This is a genomic window from Pseudomonas parafulva (genome assembly GCF_002021815.1).
GTDB lineage: Bacteria > Pseudomonadota > Gammaproteobacteria > Pseudomonadales > Pseudomonadaceae > Aquipseudomonas > Aquipseudomonas parafulva_B.
This window is the reverse complement of record NZ_CP019952.1, coordinates 3,650,911-3,672,778: the sequence shown is the minus strand read 5'-3', so window position 1 is coordinate 3,672,778 and position 21,868 is coordinate 3,650,911. Positions and strand designations below refer to the sequence as shown.

Genomic DNA, 21,868 nt, shown 5'->3' with positions numbered 1-21,868 from the left:
CCTTGCATGGGTTTCGGTCAATGTCCGGGGACATTGACCGCCAGGCGAATGACACACTCAGGATCCGGCGCTGTCAGACGTCCTGGTAGCTTTCGATCGACGGGCAGGCACAGACCAGGTTGCGGTCGCCAAAGACGTTGTCGACCCGGCTCACAGGCGGCCAGTACTTGCTTTGCACCAGGCCAGGCAGCGGGTAGACCGCTTGCTCGCGGGAGTAGCCATGGGCCCATTCGCCCACCAGTTCCGCTGCGGTGTGCGGCGCGTTCTTGAGCGGGTTGTCGTCCTTGTCCAGCGTGCCGTCCTCTACCGCGCGGATTTCCTCGCGGATCTGGACCATGGCTTCGCAGAACCTGTCCAGCTCTTCCCGGGATTCGCTTTCGGTCGGCTCGATCATCAGTGTGCCTGCCACCGGGAACGACATGGTCGGGGCATGGAAGCCGTAGTCGATCAGGCGCTTGGCCACGTCGTCGACGGTGATGCCACTGCTGTCCTTGAGCGGGCGCAGGTCCAGGATGCACTCATGGGCGACCAGGCCATTGCTGCCGGTGTACAGCACCGGGTAGTGCTCCTCCAGGCGGCGAGCGATGTAGTTGGCATTGAGGATGGCCATCTGCGAAGCCCGCTTGAGCCCCGCGCCCCCCATCATGCGAATGTACATCCAGGTGATCGGCAGGATGCTGGCGCTGCCGAAGGGTGCGGCGCATACCGCGCCTTCGGCAGTGCCCAGGGCGGCATGGCCCGGCAGGAAGGGCGCCAGGTGCGATTTCACGCCGATCGGCCCTACGCCCGGCCCACCGCCGCCATGGGGAATGCAGAAGGTCTTGTGCAGGTTCAGGTGCGACACATCGCCCCCGAACTTGCCCGGCGCGCACAGGCCGACCATGGCGTTCATGTTGGCGCCGTCGATGTAAACCTGGCCGCCGTTGTCGTGGACGATGGCGCAAATCTCGCCGATCGCTTCCTCGAACACCCCATGGGTGGACGGGTAGGTGATCATCAGCGCCGCCAGGCGTTCGCGGTGCTCGATGGCCTTGGCACGCAGGTCGGCGACGTCAACGTTGCCGCGCGCGTCGCAGGCCGTGACCACCACCTGCATGCCGGCCATGTTGGCCGTTGCCGGGTTGGTGCCATGGGCTGAAGAAGGGATCAGGCAGATATCGCGATGCCCTTCGTTACGGCTGCGATGATAGGCGCGGATCGCCAATAGGCCCGCGTACTCGCCCTGAGAACCGGCGTTGGGTTGCAGCGATACGGCATCGTAGCCCGTGGCTGCGCAGAGCATGGCCTCCAACTCCGACGTCAATTGCAAGTAGCCCTGGCTCTGCTGCGCTGGGGCGAAGGGGTGCAGGTTGCCGAATTCTGCCCAGGTGACCGGGATCATTTCGCTGGCCGCGTTGAGCTTCATGGTGCACGAGCCCAGCGGGATCATGCTGCGGTCCAGGGCCAGGTCCTTGTCGGCCAGCTTGCGCAGGTAGCGCATCAACTCCGTTTCGCTGTGGTAGCGGTTGAACACGGGGTGTTCGAGGAACGTCGAACGACGCAGCAAGGCCTCGGGCAGTAGTGTACCGCTGCTGGCGGCCAGCGCCTGGAAGTCAGGCTGCGTTTGACCAGCGCCGAACAGCTGCCACAGCGCCTGCACATCGGCCGGAGTGGTGGTTTCGTCCAGCGATACACCTACATGGCCGGCATCGACCTGGCGCAGGTTGATGCCTTGGGCGCGCGCTTTCTCGTGCAGGCCGTGGGTGGCATCGCCGGTAGCCAGGGTCAGGGTATCGAATGCCGTGTCGCTCACGACCGGCACAGCCATTGCCCGCAGGCCCTGTGCCAGGATGGCGGTCAGGCTGTGGGTACGTTGGGCAATGCGCTTGAGGCCTTCAGGGCCGTGATAGACGGCGAACATGCTGGCAATATTGGCAAGCAGCACCTGGGCGGTGCAGATGTTGCTGGTGGCCTTTTCGCGGCGAATGTGCTGCTCACGTGTCTGCATGGCCAAGCGCAGGGCCGTCTTGCCGAAGCGGTCTATCGACACGCCGACCAGGCGCCCTGGCATGTCGCGCTTGAAGGCATCGCGGGTCGCGAAGTAGGCCGCATGCGGCCCGCCGAAGCCCAGGGGCACACCAAAGCGCTGGGCGCTGCCGATGGCCACGTCGGCCTCGAACTCGCCAGGTGGGGTCAACAGAGTCAAGGCCAGCAGGTCTGCCGCCACGGCCACCAACGCATTGGCGTGATGGAACCGCTGCACCACCTCCCGGTAATCGAAGATACCACCGGTGCTGGCGGGGTACTGCAGCAAAGCGCCGAAGAATGGGCTGGCATCATCGAGCGCCTGCTCGTCGCCCACCAGCACCTCGATGCCCAAGGGCTCTGCGCGGGTACGCAGTACATCGAGGGTCTGCGGGTGGCAATGCATCGAGGCAAAGAAGCGGTTGCTGGCCTTGTTCTTCGACAGGCGCTTGCAGAACGTCATGGCTTCGGCAGCCGCCGTGGCTTCATCGAGCAGCGAAGCATTGGCGATCGGTAACCCTGTGAGGTCGCTGATCAGGGTCTGGAAATTGAGCAAGGCTTCCAGCCGGCCCTGGGAAATTTCTGGCTGGTAGGGCGTGTACGCGGTGTACCAGGCCGGGTTTTCCAGCAGATTGCGCAGGATGGGCGCGGGCGTGTGGGTGTTGTAGTAACCCTGGCCTATGTAACTTTTGAAAAGCTGGTTCTTGCCGGCGATGGCCTTCAGGGCGGCGAGCGCATCCGCTTCGCTGTGCCCATCGTCCGTGCCCAGCACGCTGGTACCCTTGATGCTGGCGGGGATGACGGCGTCGGTCATGGCCTCCAGTGAATCGAAGCCCAGAGTGGCGAGCATGGCCTGCTCGTCTTCGCTGCGTGGCCCGATGTGACGGGCAATGAACTCATTGGCAGTGCCGAGGTTGATCGTCATGGCGTGGTTCCTCAGGCGTCGTCGTTGGCGTTGAGCAGGCGGTCGTAGGCACCCTGGTCGAGCAGGGCGCTCACAGCGCTGGCGTCGGCAGGCTTGAAGCGGAAGAACCAGCCTTCGCCCAGCGGGTCCTCGTTGACCAGCTCGGGGCTATCTTCAAGCTGGGCGTTGACCTCAATCACTTCGCCGGCCAGCGGCATGTACACGCCGCTGGCAGCCTTGACCGACTCGACGGTGGACGCTTCGCTGCCTTTTTCATAGTGACGCAGCTCCGGCAGCTGCACGAACACCACATCGCCCAGTGCATTCTGGGCATAGGCGGTGATCCCTATGGTGACGCTGCCATCGGCTTCTACGCGCAGCCATTCGTGGTCGTCGGTGAAACGCAACTCGCTCATGAAAAATCCTCGTGGACCGGGTGGCACGATTAGGTTCGCGCTCTGGTGGGTTTTCAGTAAGCAATAAGGTGGCCAACTGTGCATGGACCCATGAAAGCGGGGGAGGGAGTGCTGGCTCGCTGATTACCGAATAGGCTTCTGTAACGAAATCGATACGCTCAAGTCTTGGTTACCCCTTTGGGCGCCGTTCATCTCTCAGCGCGGCGTGGGATGGGCGGTGTACCGTTTTCGATACGGTGTATTGAATTTGATACGGCTGATTTCCTATTCCATCTTGAGAAATGCATGACGCTGCACAGCAATAGTCAAACATTAAATCTGGCAAAAAATAACCAGAGTTCCCTGACGGGGTCGGCAACGTTTTAGCAGGATCTACTTTCTGTATAACTTTAGTTGTCGGGAACTTTGACCCTCTCATTGTCCGCATGGATCGCCTGTACGGTTCACGCGTGTTCCTCTACATGCCTGAGTGACAAATCAGGCGGATCGCTCATGACGACCGTCAGGCATATTCATGATGCCTGGCTTGTTTGTAAGCTTGATTAAGGATGATGTATGACACGCAAGCGCAGGCAAGTTGAATTACCTCCTACCTAATTGGGAGGTACACCCTCAGGGCCCAATCTTCTTCCTCCCGGCTATTCAGGGCCATTGTTTCCCGCCGACCAGTATCACCCAGGCAGTACAATACTTGAACATTTCCGGTATGTGATAAACAGTGGACCGCAGATTCTGGAAGCTGTAAATGATCATGCCAGTACAGTATTTACCCAAGCGCTGGGACGTGTGGCTCAAACCCTCGAGCATGATGTCGCTTTGGTAAAACAGACGCTAGGGCCGCCACCCGCGTCTACCGCCGGCATGCTCGCACACGACATTGCCGCACGTAACCTGTTGATCGCGCGTAAAGTTGAAGACCGTCATGTTCAGACTGAAGTAGCAGACCGATATTTTGGATCGACGCCACTGGGCAAGACGCGAAAAGACTATATCGACGCCACCTACAGATGGTTTGAAAAAGGTGTCGTGCGAAAGGACGATTTGCGCACGCTGATCCAGGAATCGTTCACGGCTGCCTATCAAACGCAACTGCGCGATGCCGAAATTCAAATGCTCCAGGGTCAAATCGGCGCATTGCAGCACGCGCTTGCACAAGCCGAGGCGCAGGCGCTCGCTGACGCGCAGGCGCAGCGGATAGCCGAGGCTCAGGCACGCGCCCAGGCTGAGGCACAGGCACGTGCCGAGGCTCAAGCACGGGCACGTGCTGAGGCCCAAGCCCAGGCATGCGCTCAGGAGCAGGCCCTCAAACAAGCACAGGCCCTGGCAAAAGCAAAAGCCGAGGCCGAGGCTATTGCGCGTGAAGCCGCCGCCAAAGCCGCCGCTGAAAAAGCCCTGGCCGAGCAAACCCTCAAACAGGCCAATACCTACCCAGTGCCGCTGGCCATCGCAAAGGCACAGGCGCATCTCAGCCTGTCCGCTGGCGCTACGCCGGTTAGCCTCGCTGCTGGCGTTTCGCTTGGAGCCGCTGTACGCGGTGCCATCTGCGCGTTGAACGCCGCCTCGTTGGAAGCGGTTGCCACCCCGTTCCTGATCGGCATTGCCGCACTGTTGCATGCGCCCAAGCTGGGTAATGGGGAGCGCAAGGCAAAGGTGTTGCCGCTTGGCAACTATCTGCTGAGTGTGCCCCTGACCGAATTGTCGATCGAGCTTGATTCCGCCGCTCAAACGCAGGCGGTCGAGCGGGCAGTGATCGACCTGCCGTTGCGCATGGGCGAGGTGCAGACGCTGGGCGGGCCAATCGAACTGTTCGTGGCCAATACCGATGGCCAGGTGATCCCTTCTGCAGTGCCCGTATTGAAGGCCGCTTACGACGCCCAGAGCGGTCAGTACACGGTCGTCACCGACGATGTGCCGCCCAGAACCCTGACCTGGACACCGGCGATCGAACCGACAGACAGTTCGACAAGCCTGCCACCTGCACCGCCGTCTCCTACCCACCTCATTGGCCCCATCCTCGAACCCCTTCAAGGGCGGTTGGACACGTATCCGGACTTGCCGGACTTAGGGTTCGATGACGTTGTCATCATATTCCCAAGCGACTCCGGGCTGCCACCGCTCTACGTGATGTTCAAGAGCCGTCGGAACATGCCGGGGGTGGTGAAAGGTAAAGGACAGCTGATCACAGGCACCTTTTTGACGGCGGGGAGCCGCGAGGGGGTGCCGGTTCCGCAGCAAGTTGCCAGTAAATTGAGGGGTAAGAAGTTTAGCAGTTGGGCGGCGTTCAGGCGTCGCCTGTGGCAGACTATTGGAAGAAGCCCGTTGTTCGAGAGCGAGTTTACGCCAGCTGAATTGTTAAGTATGCGCAGGGGGCTTGCGCCGTTGGCAGAACTTGACGAGCGAGTTGGAAAAAAGATCAAATATGAAATTCACCATGTGAAACGTATTGCTGATGGCAGAGATGTGTATGACATTGACAACCTGAGAATAGTATCACCAAAATTCCATCAGTCCCTGCATAAGCGGAATCGAAACGATGCCTAAAGAAATAAGTGATTATACTGAGCGAGAATTTTTTCAATTGGTGTATGCCTTATATCACAGTGACCCTCAGTACTTCCCTAATGACAGGGAGCATACTCGTGGCGTACTTGAATTTGAACGCCTTGTCCAGCACCCCGCAAAATCAAATCTGATTTACCGCCCACACAGGGTCGGGATTGAATCCTCCCCTAAAGCGGTAGTTGACGAAGTGAAACGGTGGCGCGCTGAGCAGGGGCTTCCAGGTTTCAAGCCATCCTGAATCCAAAACAGACGACTCCCGCAGCTCATCGTGCGGGAGTCTTTCAGCTTACCGGTTCGGCAACGCCATCACAGGTTCATTATTGAAAAAACGGCAGCGCCAGATACACCTTGATCACCACCACATTGATCAAGTCAATGAAGAACGCCCCCACCATCGGCACCACCAGAAATGCCACGTGCGAAGGCCCGAACCGCTGGGTCACCGCTTGCATGTTCGCGATTGCGGTAGGCGTTGCACCCAGTCCGAAGCCGCAATGGCCGGCGGACAGGACAGCCGCGTCGTAGGTGCGGCCCATGACCCGGAAGGTGATGAAGATGGCAAACAGCGCCATCAGCAGGGTCTGCGCCGCCAGCAGCACAAAGAAAGGCAGTGCCAGTGCAGCCAGGTCCCACAGTTTCAACGACATCAACGCAATGGCCAGAAACAACGACAGGCTCACATTGCCCAGTACCGACACTTCCCGCTCGAACACCTGATAAAAGCCGAAGGCTGACAGGCCATTGCGCAGCAGTACGCCCACGAACAATACGCAGACGAAGTTTGGCAACTCGAAGGCAGTGCCCTTGAGCAGCTCATTTAGCACGGTACCGGTCAACAGGCTCACTGCAATCAGGGCAAGCGTCTCGATCACGGAAAACGAGGTGATCAGGCGTTCTTTCTCCGGCTGCTCGAAGCCTGAGGGCAACTGAGGCGTGTTATTAGCCAAGCCAGGGGTCGCGACCCGCTTGATCAGTAGGCGGGCCACGGGACCGCCAATCAAGCCGCCCAAGACCAGCCCGAACGTGGCGGAGGCCAATGCCAGCTCCGAGGCCGAGGCCAGGCCGAACTTTTCAGTGAAGGTGGCGCCCCACGCAGCACCGGTGCCATGGCCTCCCGACAGGGTGATCGAGCCGGCCAGCAGACCCATCAACGGGTCCAACCCCAGCGCCGTGGCCAGACCGATGCCCAAGGCGTTCTGCACCACCAGCAGGCCGGTCACCACCGCCAGGAACAGGACCACCGCACGCCCACCTTTTTTCAGGCTGGCAAAATCGGCGTTCAGGCCGATGGTGGCGAAGAATGCCAGCATCAAAGGTGTCTGCAGGGAGGTGTCGAAGTGAACTTGCACATCGAAGGTGCGCAGCACCAGCAGGGCAATCGCGACCACCAGGCCACCGGCGACCGGTTCAGGGATGTTGTAGGCACGCAGAAAACCTATGCGTGCGACCAGACCGCGACCTAGCAGCAGCACCAGGGAAGCGGCCACCAGCGTGCCGTAAAAATCGAGTTCGAACATCAGGTACTCTCGTTGAATCCATAACGGACCGCTGACCGCTCTGGGGCGGTCTGGCGGGGTGACAGGCAGGATTGCACTGGCACCATTCTACGAGGCGTGACGAAAGACGTATCCGGGGAACGCCTAGGAAAAGTCTGCTAAAACAGAGGGAATTGTCGTCAACCTCAGGTTTTTCCAGGAATTCCGTATTTGCGCAGGCGTTGGGCAATGGCGGTATGTGAGGTCTGCAGCCGGGCCGCCAGCAATCGGGTCGAGGGGTAGCTGGTATACAGCCGTTGCAACAGCTCACGCTCGAAATCACCCACGGCCTGTTCCAGGCTGGCCACGTCGCCCTCATGGGTGCGACTGACAGACGTGCCAGCGATGTCCAAATCGCCGATGTCCACCAGGTTGCTTTCGCAGATAGCGGCGGCGCGAAAGATCACGTTCTGCAATTGCCGCACATTGCCCGGCCAAGGGTTAGCCAGCATGGCGCTGTGGGTGGCGGGGGTGAGCCTGCAGGCAGGCCGCTGGATCTGTGTGCAGGCCTGCTGCATGAAGAAGTGCGCGAGCATCAGGATATCCTGGCCGCGGTCACGCAGGGGAGGGACTTGCAGGTTCAACACATTGAGGCGGTAAAACAGGTCCTCGCGGAACGTGCCCTCGGCCACCATCTGCTCCAGGTTACGGTGGGTCGCGCTGATGATACGCACGTTGACCTTCACTTCCCGGTCGCCCCCCACGCGGCGGAAACTGCCGTCACTGAGAAAACGCAGCAGCTTGGCTTGCAGGTAGGGGGACATCTCGCCGATCTCATCGAGAAACACCGTGCCCTGGTTGGCCAGCTCCATCAGCCCTGGCTTGCCGCCGCGCTGAGCGCCAGTGAAGGCGCCTGGTGCATAACCGAACAGTTCGCTCTCGGCCAGGCTTTCAGGCAAGGCGGCGCAGTTCAGGGCCAGAAAGGGAGCCGCGTGACGGCTGCTGATCGCGTGGCAGGCGCGGGCCACCAGTTCCTTGCCGGTGCCGGTCTCGCCATGCACCAACAGCGGTGCATCCAGGGTAGCCACACGCAAGCCCCGAGCCTTCAGGGTACGGATGGCGGGTGATTCGCCCAACAGGGCGTCGAAACCCTCGGCATGATCGTGGCGCAGGGCTGATAGCCGCTCACCCAATCGCGTGGGCGGGTAAAGTGTCAGCAGGCCGCCGGTGTGGGTGATTGGCATGGCGTCGAGCAGCAGGCTCTGGCCATTGAGCTGCATTTCGCGCATGGGCAGGTGAAAGTTGCTGTCGAGCAACGCTTGCAGCAGGCCCGGGTCGCCAAACAACTCGCCTACGCAGCGCCCGGCCGACTCCCGACCACACAACGCCACCAGCGCAGGGTTGGCCAGCAACACCTTGCCGGCCCTGTCCACCGCCAGCACTGGGTCGCTCATGGCGGCCAGCAGTGCATCGAGCTGCAGGTGACGACGTTGCCCCGGCAGGATGTCGACCACCTCCACTGCCTTCACACCCTGTACGTCGAACAAGGCGTCATGCAGCTCTTCCAGCACGGCGGGGCTGAGGGTCGGTGCGTCGATGTAGACGTTCGGCGGCACCATCTCCACGGCATCGAGGTTGAGGTTGCGCGCACCGAGCAGCGCCAGGACTTCCTGAGTGATGCCGACGCGGTCGATGAAGCTGACATGGATACGCATGTGGCAATACGAAATGGCCGGGTAGGGCGCTAGTATGCCTCAAGCGGATCCTGCTCGTGACGGGTCGCGTCCTACTCCAGATGCTCAGGCTTGATGGGGTCACCGGACTTCACGTCCAGCTTGGCGCGGATGTCCTCGAACATCCAGTCGTAGATCCTGTGGGGTGAAGCCAGGCTTTCGAATTTCTTCGGTGGGGCCAGGTAAGCCTGGGCGCGGCGACTCAGTTGCATCAGAAAACTGGGCAGCACCTGATCCTTGGGCAGAAAGAAAGCCTCGTCGACAGGCTTGCCCTCGATACTGCCCTTCATGTGGAATTGAATACCCCTGCCCTCACGGGGGTCGGTAAAGGCCTCGTAGTCCACCTTGAGGTCATAGCTGTGGTCACTGCTGTTGAGCGCAGTGCGCTCGATGTGGACGTGACCGGGTTCATATTTGGCCATGGGCTCTCCTGTATGAGATTGAGCGGGCACATGGCCCGCCGACGGTATTCAACGGTAGCTGATCCCAGGGGCAGCGGTCGAAACCCGCGTGCCGGCGGTACCGGTCACGATGCGCTCGATATTGGCCAGCGAGCTGATCACCGCCACCTTGCCCGTGTGCCGGGCAAAGTCGCTGGCCGCCTGCACCTTGGGCCCCATCGAACCTGCCGCGAAACCTAGCGTGTCCAGCTCGTCAGGGTGGGCCTGGGCGATGGCGCGTTGGGTCGGCTTGCCAAAATCGATGTACGCCGCCTCCACATCGGTGGCAATGATCAGCAGGTCGGCCTCGAGCTGTTCGGCCAGCAGTGCAGAGCACAGGTCCTTGTCGATCACCGCCTCGATACCCTTGAGCTTACGGTGTTCATCGTAGAGGGTCGGGATGCCGCCGCCGCCGGCACAGATCACGATGCTGCCCTTTTCGAGCAGCCATTTGATAGGGCGGATTTCGAAGATGCGTTTGGGCCTGGGGCTTGCCACCACCCGGCGGTATTTGTCCCCGTCAGGCTTGACCACCCAGCCCTTTTCAGCGGCCAGGCGCTGGGCTTCATCTTTGCTGTAGACCGGGCCGATGAACTTGCTCGGGTCCTTGAACGCAGGGTCCTCGGCGTCCACTTCGACCTGGGTCAGCAGGGTGGCAAACGGCACGCCGACGTCCAGCAGGTTGCCCAGTTCCTGCTCGATCATGTAGCCGATCATGCCCTCGGTTTCGGCGCCCAACACGTCCAGCGGATAGGCCTCGTCGGGCTTGTACGACAGCCCTTGCAAGGCCAGCAGGCCCACTTGCGGGCCATTGCCATGGGCGATTACCAGCTCGTTACCGGGGTGGATCTTGGCAATCTGCTCGGCAGCGGTACGAATGTTGGCGCGCTGGTTTTGCGCGGTCATGGGCTCGCCACGGCGCAGCAGGGCATTGCCGCCTAGTGCAACAACGATACGCATGGAGAATGTCCTTTATCGAAAGTCGTGAGCGGCTGCAGGACGGCTAATGCGGCCCGCTAACAGCCGCAATGCCAAAGCAGGCGGCGATCTACAGATCGGCCAGTGTCGACACCAGAATCGCCTTGATCGTGTGCATGCGGTTTTCCGCTTGCTCGAACGCAATGCAGGCCGGGGACTCGAACACGTCATCGGTCACTTCGATGCCGTTAGTGAGGTCCGGGTACTGCTCGGCGATCTGCTTGCCCACCTTGGTCTCGCAGTTGTGAAACGCCGGCAGGCAGTGCATGAACTTGGTCCTGGGGTTGCCGCTGGCCTTCATCAGCTCGGCGTTGACCTGGTAGGGCTTGAGCAGCTTGATGCGTTCGCCCCAGGCTTCGATGGGTTCGCCCATCGATACCCACACGTCGGTATGAATGAAGTCCACGCCCTTGACGGCGGCCTTGGCATCTTCGGTGAGGGTGATGCGGGCACCGCTTTGCTCGGCGTACTGCTTGCAACGTTGCACCAGGTCATCGTGGGGCCAGAGGTCCTTGGGCGCAGCGATGCGCACGTCCATGCCCAGCTTGGCGCCGATCAACAGCAGCGAGTTGCCCATGTTGTTGCGCGCATCGCCCAGGTAGGCGTAGCTGATGTCATGCAGCGGCTTGTCGCTGTGTTCGCGCATGGTCAACACGTCGGCAATCATCTGGGTAGGGTGATATTCATCCGTCAGGCCATTGAATACTGGCACGCCGGCATACTTGGCCAGTTCTTCGACGATTTCCTGCTTGAAGCCGCGGTATTCGATTGCGTCGTACATGCGCCCGAGCACGCGAGCGGTGTCCTTCATGCTTTCCTTGTGGCCGATCTGCGAGGAGTTCGGGTCGATGTAGGTGACGTTGGCGCCTTGGTCGTAAGCGGCCACTTCGAAAGCACAACGGGTACGCGTGGAGGTTTTTTCAAAAATCAGCGCAATGTTGTTGCCCTTGAGGTGCTGCTGTTCGGTGCCGGTGTACTTGGCCCGCTTGAGGTCGCGGGACAGGTCCAGCAGGTAACGCAGCTCACGGGTGCTGTGGTGTTCCAGGCTGAGCAGGTTGCGGTTGTGGATGTTGAACGCCATGACTTTTCTCCTGGGTGTGGTGAACGCCGGGCCGCTACCGGGTAGGGGCGGCCTGGTTGATGGACGTCAGTAATCGATGGGGTCGCGAACGATAGGGCAGGTCATGCAGTGGCCTCCGCCGCGGCCGCGGCCCAGTTCGCCAGCACTGATGGTGATCACTTCGACCCCGGCCTTGCGCAGCAAGGTATTGGTGTAGGTGTTGCGGTCGTAACCAATGACCACGCCTGGCTCCAGCGCCACCACGTTGTTGCCGTCATCCCATTGCTCGCGTTCGGCGGCAAAGCTGTTGCCGCCGGTTTCGACCACCCGCAGGCGCACACCCAGCTGTTCGCCCACAACCTCGATGAACGACTTGTGCTCGCGGCGCACGTCCATGCCATAGGGCCGGCTTTCGTCGGGCTGGATGATGAACGGTACGATCTCGCTGACCACCTCGGGGAAGACCGTGACCAGGTCGCGGTCGCAGAAGCTGAACACGGTGTCCAGGTGCATGGCGGCGCGGGACTTGGGCAAGCCGGCGACGATGACCTTGTGCACGGCGCCCTTGGCGAACAGGCTCTGCGCCAACTGGCCGATGGCCTGGCGAGAGGTGCGCTCGCCCATGCCGATCAGCACGATGCCGTTGCCGATGGGCATGACATCACCGCCTTCGAGGGTGGACTGACCATGGTCCTTGTCCGGGTCACCGTACCAGACCTGGAAGTCGGCGCCTGTGAACTGCGGGTGGAACGTGTAGATGGCGGTGGTGAGCAGCGTTTCATGGCGCCGTGCCGGCCAGTACATGGGGTTGAGCGTGACGCCCCCGTAGATCCAGCAGGTGGTGTCGCGGGTGAATTGGGTATTGGGCAACGGTGGCAGGATGAAACTCGAATGGCCCAGGTAGTCGTTGTACATCTTGACCACTTCGGCGCCTTCGCTTTGCGGCAGATCCTGGCCAGCCACACCGCCAATCAAAAATTCAGCCAGATGACGCGGCTCCATGCCTTCGAGCCAACTGCGCACCTCATTGGTCAGGCCTACCCCGACGGTGTCAGGGGTGATCTTGCGGTCCAGTATCCATTTGAGCGCTTCGGGTTGCTGCACGATGTCGGTCAGCAGGTTGTGCATTTCCAGCACATCGACACCCCGCTCGCGCATCTTGGTGACGAAATCGAAGTGGTCACGCTTGGCCTGATCCACCCAGATCACATCGTCAAACAACAGCTCGTCGCAGTTGGTCGGGGTCAGGCGCTTGTGCGCAAGGCCCGGCGCGCACACCATGACCTTGCGCAGCTTGCCGGCTTCGGAATGCACACCGTATTTCTGTTTTTCAGCGGACATGGTTTCAATCCTCCATTGAGTCGAAGAGGGATCACAGCGTCAGGAAGCCGTCGTACAGGCCGAAGGCTGCCACCAGGGCACCGACGACCACGGCTGCGAAAATCAGTTTTTCCACGGGGGTGAAGACGGGTTGGCCCACTTCACGCTTGGCCTTTGCAAACAGGATGGCGCCAGGGGCATAAAGCAGCGCCGAGAGCAGCAGGTATTTCACTCCGCCGGCATATAGCAGCCAGATGGCATAGAGCAGGGCGACGCTGCCGATGAACAGGTCCTTGCGGCGTTCGGCCAGCGCTTGTTGGTAGGTTTCACTGCGCACCGCCAGCAACACGGCGTAGGCCGCCGACCACAGGTAGGGCACCAGGATCATCGAAGTGGCCAGGTAGATCAGCGACAGGTAGGTACTGTTGGAGAACAGCGTGATCACCAGGAAGATCTGCACCATGGCGTTGGTCAGCCACAAGGCGTTGGCAGGCACCTGGTTGGCGTTCTCGCGGCGCAGGAAGGCCGGCATGGTGTGGTCCTTGGCAGCGGCGAACATGATCTCGGCGCACAACAGCACCCAGGACAGCAGCGCACCGAGCAGCGAGATGATCAGGCCGACACTGATCAGCACGGCGCCCCAGTGGCCGACCACGTGCTCGAGCACGGCCGCCATCGAGGGGTTCTGCAACCCTGCCAGTTCAGGCTGGGTCATGATGCCCAGCGACAGCACATTGACCAGCACCAGGAACAACAGCACGGTGATGAAGCCGATGACGGTGGCCTTGCCCACATCGGAGCGTTTTTCCGCACGGGATGAGAAGATGCTCGCGCCTTCGATGCCGATGAACACCCACACCGTCACCAGCATCATGTTGCGCACCTGATTCATCACGCCGCCCAGTTCAGGTGTACCGGTGCCCCATATATCGGCGGTGAAGACGTCCAGCCGGAAGGCGAACAGGCAGATCAGCGCGAACAGCACCAACGGCACCACCTTGGCCACCGTGGTAACCAGGTTGATGAACGCCGCTTCACGGATGCCTCGCAGCACCAGAAAATGCACTGCCCACAGCAGGATCGAGGCGCCGATGATCGCGGCCGGCGTGTTGCCCTCGCCAAATACCGGGAAGAAGTAGCCCAGGGTACTGAACAACAGCACGAAATAGCCGACGTTCCCCAGCCAGGCACTGATCCAGTAGCCCCAGGCCGAAGAAAAGCCCATGTAATCGCCGAAACCGGCCTTGGCATACGCATAGACTCCGCCGTCAAGGTCAGGCTTGCGGTTGGCCAGCGTCTGGAATACGAAAGCCAGGGTCAGCATGCCCACGGCGGTGATAGCCCAGCCAATCAACACTGCGCCTACGCCGGCGCTGGCGGCCATGTTCTGCGGAAGGGAAAAGATGCCGCCACCGATCATCGAGCCGACGACCAGCGCAACTAACGCACCGAGTTTTAGTTTTGCGGGAGAATCAGACATTTAACAACTCCTGCCAGGAGGAAGTTGGCCACAGATTAAATCTGATGCCGTGGCCATACGCTGATATGGATCAGTGCATTGCAAGGTAAGGGCGTTGAATTACCTTACCGAACTCCTGGAGATTGCCGACTGCCATGGCTGCAGGCCTTGTACGCTGGCACCTCCATGTCTTGCTACGCTTCATCCCTCTGCCCTGCGAAGGTTGAAACTAGTCGCTTCTGGGCAGAGCGCAAATTTTTTACCGGTATTTATGCTTTTATCGAAATAGTGTGAACCGGTTGGCACTCTGGAGTTCTTAACAACCGCACGCTTAGACGTTAATGGCTTAGTGGCTAAATGAGAGTACGGCTGTAATTGAGGTCAGCCTCTATTAATAAACAGCGTCTTGTTACAACTGCAACACTGTCAGGAAATATCTGGAGACCTATGGGCGAACAAGGACAGAAACTGCGTCTAGGGGCATTGGTGGCGCTGGTCGTGGGTTCGATGATCGGAGGCGGCATTTTCTCCTTGCCCCAGAACATGGCGGCCCGTGCCCAGGCCGGGGCGGTGCTGATTGGCTGGGGGATCACTGCCGTGGGCATGCTGGCCCTGGCCTTCGTCTTCCAGACGCTGGCCAACCGCAAGCCTGAACTGGATTCAGGCGTGTATGCCTATGCCAAGGCTGGGTTCGGCGACTACATGGGCTTTTCCTCGGCGTGGGGCTACTGGATCAGTGCCTGGCTGGGGAATGTCGGTTATTTCGTGCTGTTGTTCAGCACCCTTGGGTTCTATTTCCCGGTGTTCGGTGAAGGCAATACCCCAGTGGCCATCGGGTGTGCCTCGGTGTTGCTGTGGGCGGTGCATTTTCTGGTATTGCGCGGGATTCGCGAGGCGGCGTTCATCAACCTGGTGACCACAGTGGCCAAAGTGGTGCCCCTGGTGCTGTTCGTCGTCATCGCGGCCTGCGCTTTTCGCCTGGATATCTTCACCCAGGACATCTGGGGGCTGGACAATCCGGCGTTCGGCAGCGTGCTCGAGCAAGTGCGCAACATGATGCTGGTAACGGTGTTCGTCTTCATCGGTATCGAAGGCGCCAGTGTGTACTCAGGCAGGGCTCGGCGGCGGGCCGACGTGGGCAGGGCCACGGTCATCGGCTTCGTGGGTGTGCTGGCACTGCTGGTACTGGTCAACGTCCTCTCCCTAGGGGTCATGACGCAACCGGAGCTGGCCGGTTTGCAGAACCCTTCGCTGGCGGCGGTCCTGGCCCACATCGTCGGCCCTTGGGGCGCGTTGCTGATCAGCCTGGGGCTGGCGGTTTCGTTGCTGGGGGCGTTACTGTCGTGGGCGCTGCTGTGTGCCGAGATTCTCTACGCCACGGCGCGCGACCAGACCATGCCCCGTTTCCTTGCCCAGGAGAACGCCAACCAGGTACCTGCCAATGCACTGTGGCTGACCAACGGCATGATCCAGGGTTTTTTACTGATCACGCTGGTGTCCGCCGGTACCTATACCAGCCTGATCTACCTGGCCTCGTCCATGATTCTGGCGCCGTACCTGTGGTCCGCCGCCTACGCCATGTCGCTGGCCGTGCGGGGAGAGACTTACGAAGGCCAACCGGCCCAGCGGCGCAAGGACCTGCTCGTGGCCGCGCTCGCGGTTGGGTACGCCGTCTGGCTGCTGTATGCCGGTGGCCTGAAGTACCTGCTGCTCTCGGCACTGTTGTACGCGCCGGGGGTGATCCTGTTTGCCCGGGCCAAACATGAGCAAGGGCTTAAGCTTTTCACGCTGACAGAGAAGCTGATCTTCGCCGCCGTGCTATCGGGTGCGGCGCTGGCAGGCTATGCCCTCTGGTCAGGGTTGCTGAGCCTGTGAGCCGGCTGTGAACGGCCGTTCCGGTCGCGACCAGATCCACAGGTTGCCCAGGCTCATACCGGCAATGGCCAGGAATACCGGCCAGTGATGCTCAAGAAACACCAGCATCAAAACCGCGCAGAGCAACATGCTGACCGTCGCACTGACCTTGGCCCGCCGCTGGATCACCTTGCCGTTGCGCCAGTTGTACAGGATAGGGCCAAACAACCGGTGGCTTTCGAGCCAGGCGGACAGGCGAGGCGAGCTTCGCGTGGCCGCCCACGCCGACAACAGGATGAATTCGGTGGTCGGCAAGCCCGGAACGACAATGGCGACCAGGCCTACCCCCAGGCTTGCGTAAGCCAGGATCGCATACAGCAGACGGGCAATTTTGGAGCGGGCAGGTTGGGTCATGGGCTCACTGCTAGAACGAACGGCCCCCGGTCAGAGGGCCTTGAAAGTGTTTCAAGCCTGCTCGGCATTCATGGCATAGGCCTGTTTGAGCAAGACGGTGAAGCGCTCGAACGCTGCGACGGCGCCGTGTTCGGCAGCCGCCTCTTCTTCAGCTGACAGTATCAGGCCATCGAGTGTTCGCGTGAACTGCTTCCAGCCTTCGGCGCGCCCACCGGCGGGCTCGCCCAGGTGACGGGCGCCGAAGGTCTCCGACAAGCCCAGCGCCGCGGCCCGCTTGATCAGAAACGCGGCGCCCAGTTTGGAGCCTTCGGACACGAAGATCCAGCCTAGTGCCTCTGCCATGCTTGGACGTTGCACCGCCCCCGGTAGCTCGGCAGGCGCCTGCATGTCCAGGTCCGCCAGGTCCTGACGCGCCTGACGGGCTCGACAGCGCTCGGCAAGGTCGGGTAGGAGGGCGATCAATTGCGGGTCGTTGTAAAGCGGCTGCAGTTCGGCCTGGAACAGGTACTGGGCAACCACGAAGCGGGCAAAACTTTCGCGGCTATCGAATGGCGCATGGGATTTGACCAGGGCGTCGAGTGCGGCATGGGGCGCCTGGGTCACCAGGTTCAGGCGTTGGGTAAGCGAAGAAGCGCGGTTGTTCATGATGCAGTCCTTGGAAAGCAAAGCGTTTCAATACAAGACGAATCAACAGGAGCGGGGGCGTAAAAAGCCTGCAGGAGCAGGCGTGGGTGCTGGGAGCCAAGCCGGGTGCACAGCGGCCCGGCCGGCCCCAGCTGCGCCAGCGCCTCAGATATCCCACACCACGTTGATGGCGAAGTTACGGCCCGGCATGCTCAGGCGGTCGATGTTGGCCGGCTGGGTCACCGCGGCCTCCCCCTGGCCGTCGTAGCTGCGCACCGAGTCCCACTGCCAGTATTTCTTGTCGGTGAGGTTGTACAGGCCAGCGTTCACCGTGATGTCATCGGTGACGTTGTAGAAGCCGGTCAGGTCCAGTACGCCATAGCCGGGCGTGCGGAACTTCGACGCCGAGCCATCGGGCGAATAGAAGGTGCTGTCGTCGACCCGCGTCTTGCGCTTGACCAGCGTCCAGCTCAGCAGCCCACCCATGTCGCCCTGTGTGTAGCCCAGGCCCACGACGCCCTTGAGCGGGTTGACGGTGTTGAGCGGCTGGCCGCTGTCGTCGTTGCGCCCGTAGGTGTACGCCAGGGAGCCTTGTGCATACAGCCCCGCTGGCGCGCCAAACCGGTCGAGTTCCAGCTGGCCTCTTACCTCGGCACCTTTGATGGTCGCGCGCTTGATGTTGTTGGCCTGGAATGTCTGCTCGAGGTTGGCGCCTTGCACGGCGTCTTCGTCAATGAAGTCGCGGTACTTGTTGTAGTAGACCGCCACATCGAAGCTGCCCGCGTCGAAGCGGCCGCGCAGGCCGGTTTCCAGGCCCTTGCTGCGCTCAGGCTGCAGGCCAGGGTTGCCCTCCACGCGGTAGCCTTGCTCCAGGTTCACGAACTTGCCGTACATGGACTTGGCCGTGGGCGTGCGGAAGCCCTGGGCGTATTGCGCGTATCCGGTGTAGTGGTCGTTGAAGGCATAGGTCACCCCCAGCTTGGGCGACACGCGGTGCCACTTTTTGTCCGAATCATCCTGGAAAGCCGGGGCCGTACCGCTGGCGTCAAGCCCGCGCAGGAAGGCGTCGGTAAAGTGAGGCGCCATGCGTGTGTAGTCGTAGCGCGCACCTGGCAGGAACGTCCAGTTGCCCCAGCGAACCTCGTCCTGAACGAACAAACTGTAGGTATTGACGGTCGGGTCCGGGAAGTCGCTGACCAGCGCCTGGCCGTCGCGCGGGCTGTCCTGGCCGATACCCCGGCAAGTGCCGCCGATGTTCACGCACGTGCCAGTACCGCTGCGCGCCCCGGTGACGTTCTGGTGCTTGAGGGTGGTGCCATAGGTCAGCGAGTGATCGGTCTGGCCAAGGCTGAAGGCCTTCTCCAGCTGGGCATCGAAGATCCACTGGCGATCCTTGTAGGTGGTCTGGCGGTCGCGCAGTACCTGACGCCCCGACGCGACGTACAGCTCGTCGGTGCGCTGATCGGTCTTGGCGATCTGGTAGTTCAGGCTCCACTTGACCTCGTCCGCGAAAAGGCTGTCCAGGCCGAAACGGTGGTTCAGGCCGAAGCGCTCGCGGGTGATGGTGTCGTTGCCCTGGCGCATGCGGTACGAATTCCTGGCACCAAAACCCGGGATGAACGGCCCGCCTACTGCGCTGAGCAGGTTCTGGTCGCGGTCGTCCTTGAAGCGTTCGTAGGTCACGCCCAGCCGGGCGTCGTCGGCGTAGTCCCAGCCCAGCTTGGCCAGCACGTTGGTGGTGCGCGCATCCACCGGGTTGGCGCGGGTGCGTGCAAGGCCCACGCCGCCGTGATCGGCATGGCTCTGGGTTTCGTGACCGTTGCGCTGGCTCAGGTGCAGCAGGCCGTCCAGGCTGCCCTCACGACCAGCTACGGTGGCGGACGTCAGCCAACTGTCATCGGCTGAGCTGTAGCCGGTTTTCAGTCGTGCGCCAGCGTCTCGGCCGGGCTTGATGATGTCTTCAGGATCAAGGGTGAAATAGCTCACCGCACCGCCGATGGCATTGCTGCCGTAGAGCACCGAGGCTGGGCCGCGCAGGATTTCCACACGCTTGATGATTTCCGGGTCGACGTAATTGCGCTGGGTCTGGGCGTAGGGCCCGTAGAAGAAGCTGTCCGGGATGGCCACACCGTCGATTTGGGTGAGTATCCGTTCGCCGTCGATGCCGCGAATGTTGTAGCCGTTCAGGCCGCTACGCTGCCCGGTCCCCGCCACCGAGACGCCCGGCTCGTAGCGCACCAGGTCCTGGAGGGTGTTGACGTTCTGCCGGTCGAGTTGTTCTCGGGTCTGCACGCTGACCGTACTGGGGACCTGGCTCACGTCCTGGGCGCTGCGGGTAGCGCTGACGGTCACCTGTTGCAGGGCTATGGCCCCGCGACCTGACTGGCGCTCGAGCACCACGTTGCCGCGGCTGATGGTGCGCGGGACCAGGCCAGTACCCTGTAGCAGGTGTTTGAGTGCCTGCTCCGGGGGCAGTGCACCTTGTATGCCGGGGGAGGCGACCCCTTCGGCCAGGCGGGCGTCGAAGCCCACCTGCCAGCCCGTGACCTGGCTGAACGCATTGATGGCCGATACCAGCGGCTGTTGGGCGATGCCGAAGTGGTAAGCGCCCACGCGCGAGGTGCTCACCGACGCTGGCTCGGCCGCCAGCGTGGGGAGGGAGTAGGCGCCTGTGGTGAGCAAGGCGAGTGATAACAGGGACAGTTGCCCCTTCAGGCGGGGACGTAGGGTCGAACGGATAGGACTGGTGGGCATCGAAAGCGCTCCCTGACGCGCGAACTGTTCATAGGGTGTGCGTTCTTGATTGAACAAGAATCAATTGCATTGGCTATGACGAGACGGACAGGGGGGTGCTATCGCGTAAAAATAAATCGCCTGCGCCCAGCTGGGCGTGTGGCGCGCTGCCGCGCGTGGGCAGGCGCCTTAGTTCAGGATGACCAGCGCCGGATACTCATGCAGTTGTGCCGAGGTGATGTGGGCCAACGCACGTAGCGCCTCAAGCGGCTGGTCGAGGCGGTAGTTGCCGGTGACGGCGATCTTCTCCAGCCGCTCATTGCGATTGATGATCCAGCCGGGGTAATAGCGGCGCAGCTCGGCCAGCACCTGGCTCAAGGGGCAGTTTTCGAAGACCAGGCGCCCATCGACCCAGGCCAGGTCCTTGCGCATGTCCAGTTGCCTGCGTGCACCGAACCCGTCGGGCCCGACGCGAATACTCTCGCCGGCCTGCAAACGGATACGCTGATCGCGACCTCCTTGTACGTCGACGTCGCCGCGCTGCACCTTGACCCAAGCTTGGCCATCGAGCAGGCGGACGGCAAAATCAGTGTCGCGTGCCTGGGCGCGCAGTGGGCCGGCCTGCACCTCAAGCGGGGCCGGCGCGCCCTTGGCGACCTGGAAGTATGCCTCGCCTTGCAGCAGGCGGGCGACCTGTTGCCCGTCGCTGCGCTCGCTGGCTAACGCTGATTGGGTATTGAGCAGCACCCGGGCATCGTCCTGCAGTTCCACCCGGTGACGTTCACCCACGACCGTCAGGTGATCAGCTTGTAGGCGCACTGGCACGTTGCCGAACATGAACAGGCCTACCAGCAGCGCGGCGGCGGTGGCCAGCGGTTTCCAATGGCGACGCAGACGACCGGCGCGAGGGCGTAGTGGTTGACCCTGCAGCTGTGCAGCGGCCTGCTTGAGCGCTGCACCGTTCCACAAGGCCTCGGCCTGCACGAACGCTTCAGCATTCTCAGGATTGGCGTGCAGCCAGGTTTCGAAGGCAAGGTGGTCGGCAGGCTCGGCGGTTTCAAGACGCACCAGCCATGCCAAGGCCTCGTCCGTGGCGCGACGACGCGCATCGGGCGTGGCAGGTGATGGAGGATGTTCGGGGCTGTCGGTCACGGTGAATCCTTGAGCGGGCGTGCGCAGATGATCAGGGCGCTGGCGTGATGTGGCAAGCAGGCCTCATCGCGGCGGCCCGTCAATCGTCCAGGCGCTGGGCAACACCCAGGCAGATACCCATGATCAACTTCAGTTCCTTTTGCACCGTGCTCGCAGAAACCCCCAGCTGCTGGGCGATTTCAAGATAGGTGGCGCCGTGCAGCCGGCTTAGCGTGAAGATCCTTTGCTGGCGCTGGGTCAGTTGCTTCAGGCTTTCGCTCAGGTGACGGAGCAGGTGCTCGGCATGCGCAGCCTCTTCGTTGCTGCTGGCGGGCACGGCGACATTGTTAACCACCTCGTCAGAGACGTCTTCGACCAGGGTTCGGGCCTGCACGCGGCGGGCACGCAAATGGTCGAGCGCAAGATTGCGCGCGGTCTGAAAGACGAAGGGTTCGATGTGCTGGACCGAGCGCTCGCCCAGTGCGCGTGAGACGCGCAGGTAGGTTTCCTGGAGCAGGTCTTCGGCGGTACAGCGGTTGCCGACCATGCGCTGGAGCGTGCGCAGCAAGATGGGCCTCTGGCTGAGGAATACGGAGTTGAACCGGGACTGACTCACGGAGCGACCTGACCTGACAAGCGGCCAATGATAATGCTTATCATCCCTGCTTGAGGTCAAGCTGCATTATGTAGGCAAATCGTAACGGCGCCGCGGGCCTCGCCGAAGCCGCGAAGCGGCTACGACGATACGGGCTATATACCCC

The 21,868-nt window shown here is 61.6% G+C and carries 17 protein-coding genes; 3 read left to right on the top strand and 14 right to left on the bottom strand.

What is annotated here, in order from left to right; translation table 11 throughout:
- Positions 1-73: 73 nt before the first annotated feature.
- Together gcvP and gcvH are read right to left on the bottom strand one after the other, a co-directional pair.
- On the bottom strand, positions 74-2,929 hold the full coding sequence (gene gcvP, locus B2J77_RS16465; protein ID WP_078479041.1) for an aminomethyl-transferring glycine dehydrogenase: 2,856 nt from the start codon (positions 2,927-2,929) through the stop codon (positions 74-76).
- Positions 2,930-2,940: 11 nt separating this feature from the next.
- Positions 2,941-3,324 (bottom strand): glycine cleavage system protein GcvH, encoded by a 384-nt coding sequence (gcvH, locus tag B2J77_RS16460; protein ID WP_078479040.1) that lies wholly within the window; start codon positions 3,322-3,324, stop codon positions 2,941-2,943.
- A gap of 786 nt (positions 3,325-4,110) precedes the next feature.
- On the opposite strand from gcvH, the gene B2J77_RS16455 reads away from it, so the two are divergent.
- Both B2J77_RS16455 and B2J77_RS16450 read left to right on the top strand, forming a co-directional pair.
- Positions 4,111-5,865 carry an S-type pyocin domain-containing protein gene (locus tag B2J77_RS16455; protein WP_153302516.1) on the top strand — a complete coding sequence of 585 codons (1,755 nt, stop codon included), beginning with the start codon at positions 4,111-4,113 and terminating at the stop codon, positions 5,863-5,865.
- A complete protein-coding gene (locus tag B2J77_RS16450; protein ID WP_078479038.1) occupies positions 5,858-6,124 on the top strand; it encodes a bacteriocin immunity protein in 267 nt (88 codons plus the stop codon). The genes B2J77_RS16455 and B2J77_RS16450 overlap by 8 nt, the downstream gene beginning before the upstream one ends.
- Positions 6,125-6,203: 79 nt before the next feature.
- Here B2J77_RS16450 and gltS read toward each other — a convergent pair whose 3' ends face one another.
- The 7 genes from gltS to arcD (B2J77_RS16415) form a co-directional block, all read right to left on the bottom strand.
- Entirely contained in the window at positions 6,204-7,403 is a 1,200-nt protein-coding gene (gene gltS / locus B2J77_RS16445; RefSeq protein ID WP_078479037.1) for a sodium/glutamate symporter, read from the bottom strand.
- Between the two features lie 164 nt (positions 7,404-7,567).
- On the bottom strand, positions 7,568-9,076 hold the full coding sequence (locus B2J77_RS16440; RefSeq protein ID WP_058637527.1) for a sigma-54-dependent transcriptional regulator: 1,509 nt from the start codon (positions 9,074-9,076) through the stop codon (positions 7,568-7,570).
- A gap of 71 nt (positions 9,077-9,147) precedes the next feature.
- Positions 9,148-9,516 carry a DUF5064 family protein gene (locus tag B2J77_RS16435; protein ID WP_078479036.1) on the bottom strand — a complete coding sequence of 123 codons (369 nt, stop codon included), beginning with the start codon at positions 9,514-9,516 and terminating at the stop codon, positions 9,148-9,150.
- Positions 9,517-9,564: 48 nt separating this feature from the next.
- Positions 9,565-10,494, bottom strand: a complete 930-nt coding sequence (gene arcC, locus B2J77_RS16430; RefSeq protein WP_078479035.1) for a carbamate kinase — start codon at positions 10,492-10,494, stop codon at positions 9,565-9,567.
- An 88-nt stretch (positions 10,495-10,582) separates the two neighbouring features.
- Complete coding sequence (locus B2J77_RS16425; RefSeq protein WP_058604437.1) at positions 10,583-11,593, bottom strand: ornithine carbamoyltransferase; 1,011 nt, start codon at positions 11,591-11,593, stop codon at positions 10,583-10,585.
- A 66-nt stretch (positions 11,594-11,659) separates the two neighbouring features.
- Positions 11,660-12,913, bottom strand: coding sequence for an arginine deiminase (gene arcA, locus B2J77_RS16420; protein ID WP_078479034.1), 1,254 nt, complete (start codon positions 12,911-12,913; stop codon positions 11,660-11,662).
- Between the two features lie 31 nt (positions 12,914-12,944).
- Positions 12,945-14,372 carry an arginine-ornithine antiporter gene (gene arcD, locus B2J77_RS16415; protein WP_058637529.1) on the bottom strand — a complete coding sequence of 476 codons (1,428 nt, stop codon included), beginning with the start codon at positions 14,370-14,372 and terminating at the stop codon, positions 12,945-12,947.
- 426 nt (positions 14,373-14,798) lie between these two features.
- Here arcD (B2J77_RS16415) and arcD (B2J77_RS16410) point away from each other — a divergent pair, with 426 nt between their 5' ends.
- Positions 14,799-16,226, top strand: a complete 1,428-nt coding sequence (gene arcD / locus B2J77_RS16410; RefSeq protein WP_058637530.1) for an arginine-ornithine antiporter — start codon at positions 14,799-14,801, stop codon at positions 16,224-16,226.
- On the opposite strand, the gene B2J77_RS16405 is transcribed toward arcD (B2J77_RS16410), so the two are convergent.
- From B2J77_RS16405 to B2J77_RS16385, 5 genes are all read right to left on the bottom strand, one after another.
- Complete coding sequence (locus B2J77_RS16405; protein WP_058637531.1) at positions 16,206-16,619, bottom strand: YbaN family protein; 414 nt, start codon at positions 16,617-16,619, stop codon at positions 16,206-16,208. The genes arcD (B2J77_RS16410) and B2J77_RS16405 overlap by 21 nt on opposite strands.
- A 51-nt stretch (positions 16,620-16,670) precedes the next feature.
- On the bottom strand, positions 16,671-17,264 hold the full coding sequence (locus B2J77_RS16400; protein ID WP_058604442.1) for a biliverdin-producing heme oxygenase: 594 nt from the start codon (positions 17,262-17,264) through the stop codon (positions 16,671-16,673).
- A gap of 144 nt (positions 17,265-17,408) precedes the next feature.
- Complete coding sequence (locus B2J77_RS16395; RefSeq protein WP_058637533.1) at positions 17,409-19,997, bottom strand: TonB-dependent receptor; 2,589 nt, start codon at positions 19,995-19,997, stop codon at positions 17,409-17,411.
- Between the two features lie 168 nt (positions 19,998-20,165).
- On the bottom strand, positions 20,166-21,128 hold the full coding sequence (locus B2J77_RS16390; protein WP_078479033.1) for a FecR family protein: 963 nt from the start codon (positions 21,126-21,128) through the stop codon (positions 20,166-20,168).
- A gap of 79 nt (positions 21,129-21,207) precedes the next feature.
- On the bottom strand, positions 21,208-21,723 hold the full coding sequence (locus B2J77_RS16385; RefSeq protein ID WP_058637535.1) for an RNA polymerase sigma factor: 516 nt from the start codon (positions 21,721-21,723) through the stop codon (positions 21,208-21,210).
- Between the last annotated feature and the right edge of the window lie 145 nt (positions 21,724-21,868).

Coding starts and splice junctions, on each gene's coding strand:
- gcvP (WP_078479041.1), bottom strand. CDS start 2,929: ATGACGATCAACCTCGGCACTGCCAATGAGTTCATTGCCCGTCACATC.
- gcvH (WP_078479040.1), bottom strand. CDS start 3,324: ATGAGCGAGTTGCGTTTCACCGACGACCACGAATGGCTGCGCGTAGAA.
- B2J77_RS16450 (WP_078479038.1), top strand. CDS start 5,858: ATGCCTAAAGAAATAAGTGATTATACTGAGCGAGAATTTTTTCAATTG.
- gltS (WP_078479037.1), bottom strand. CDS start 7,403: ATGTTCGAACTCGATTTTTACGGCACGCTGGTGGCCGCTTCCCTGGTG.
- B2J77_RS16440 (WP_058637527.1), bottom strand. CDS start 9,076: ATGCGTATCCATGTCAGCTTCATCGACCGCGTCGGCATCACTCAGGAA.
- B2J77_RS16435 (WP_078479036.1), bottom strand. CDS start 9,516: ATGGCCAAATATGAACCCGGTCACGTCCACATCGAGCGCACTGCGCTC.
- arcC (WP_078479035.1), bottom strand. CDS start 10,494: ATGCGTATCGTTGTTGCACTAGGCGGCAATGCCCTGCTGCGCCGTGGC.
- B2J77_RS16425 (WP_058604437.1), bottom strand. CDS start 11,593: ATGGCGTTCAACATCCACAACCGCAACCTGCTCAGCCTGGAACACCAC.
- arcA (WP_078479034.1), bottom strand. CDS start 12,913: ATGTCCGCTGAAAAACAGAAATACGGTGTGCATTCCGAAGCCGGCAAG.
- arcD (WP_058637529.1), bottom strand. CDS start 14,372: ATGTCTGATTCTCCCGCAAAACTAAAACTCGGTGCGTTAGTTGCGCTG.
- arcD (WP_058637530.1), top strand. CDS start 14,799: ATGGGCGAACAAGGACAGAAACTGCGTCTAGGGGCATTGGTGGCGCTG.
- B2J77_RS16405 (WP_058637531.1), bottom strand. CDS start 16,619: ATGACCCAACCTGCCCGCTCCAAAATTGCCCGTCTGCTGTATGCGATC.
- B2J77_RS16400 (WP_058604442.1), bottom strand. CDS start 17,264: ATGAACAACCGCGCTTCTTCGCTTACCCAACGCCTGAACCTGGTGACC.
- B2J77_RS16395 (WP_058637533.1), bottom strand. CDS start 19,997: ATGCCCACCAGTCCTATCCGTTCGACCCTACGTCCCCGCCTGAAGGGG.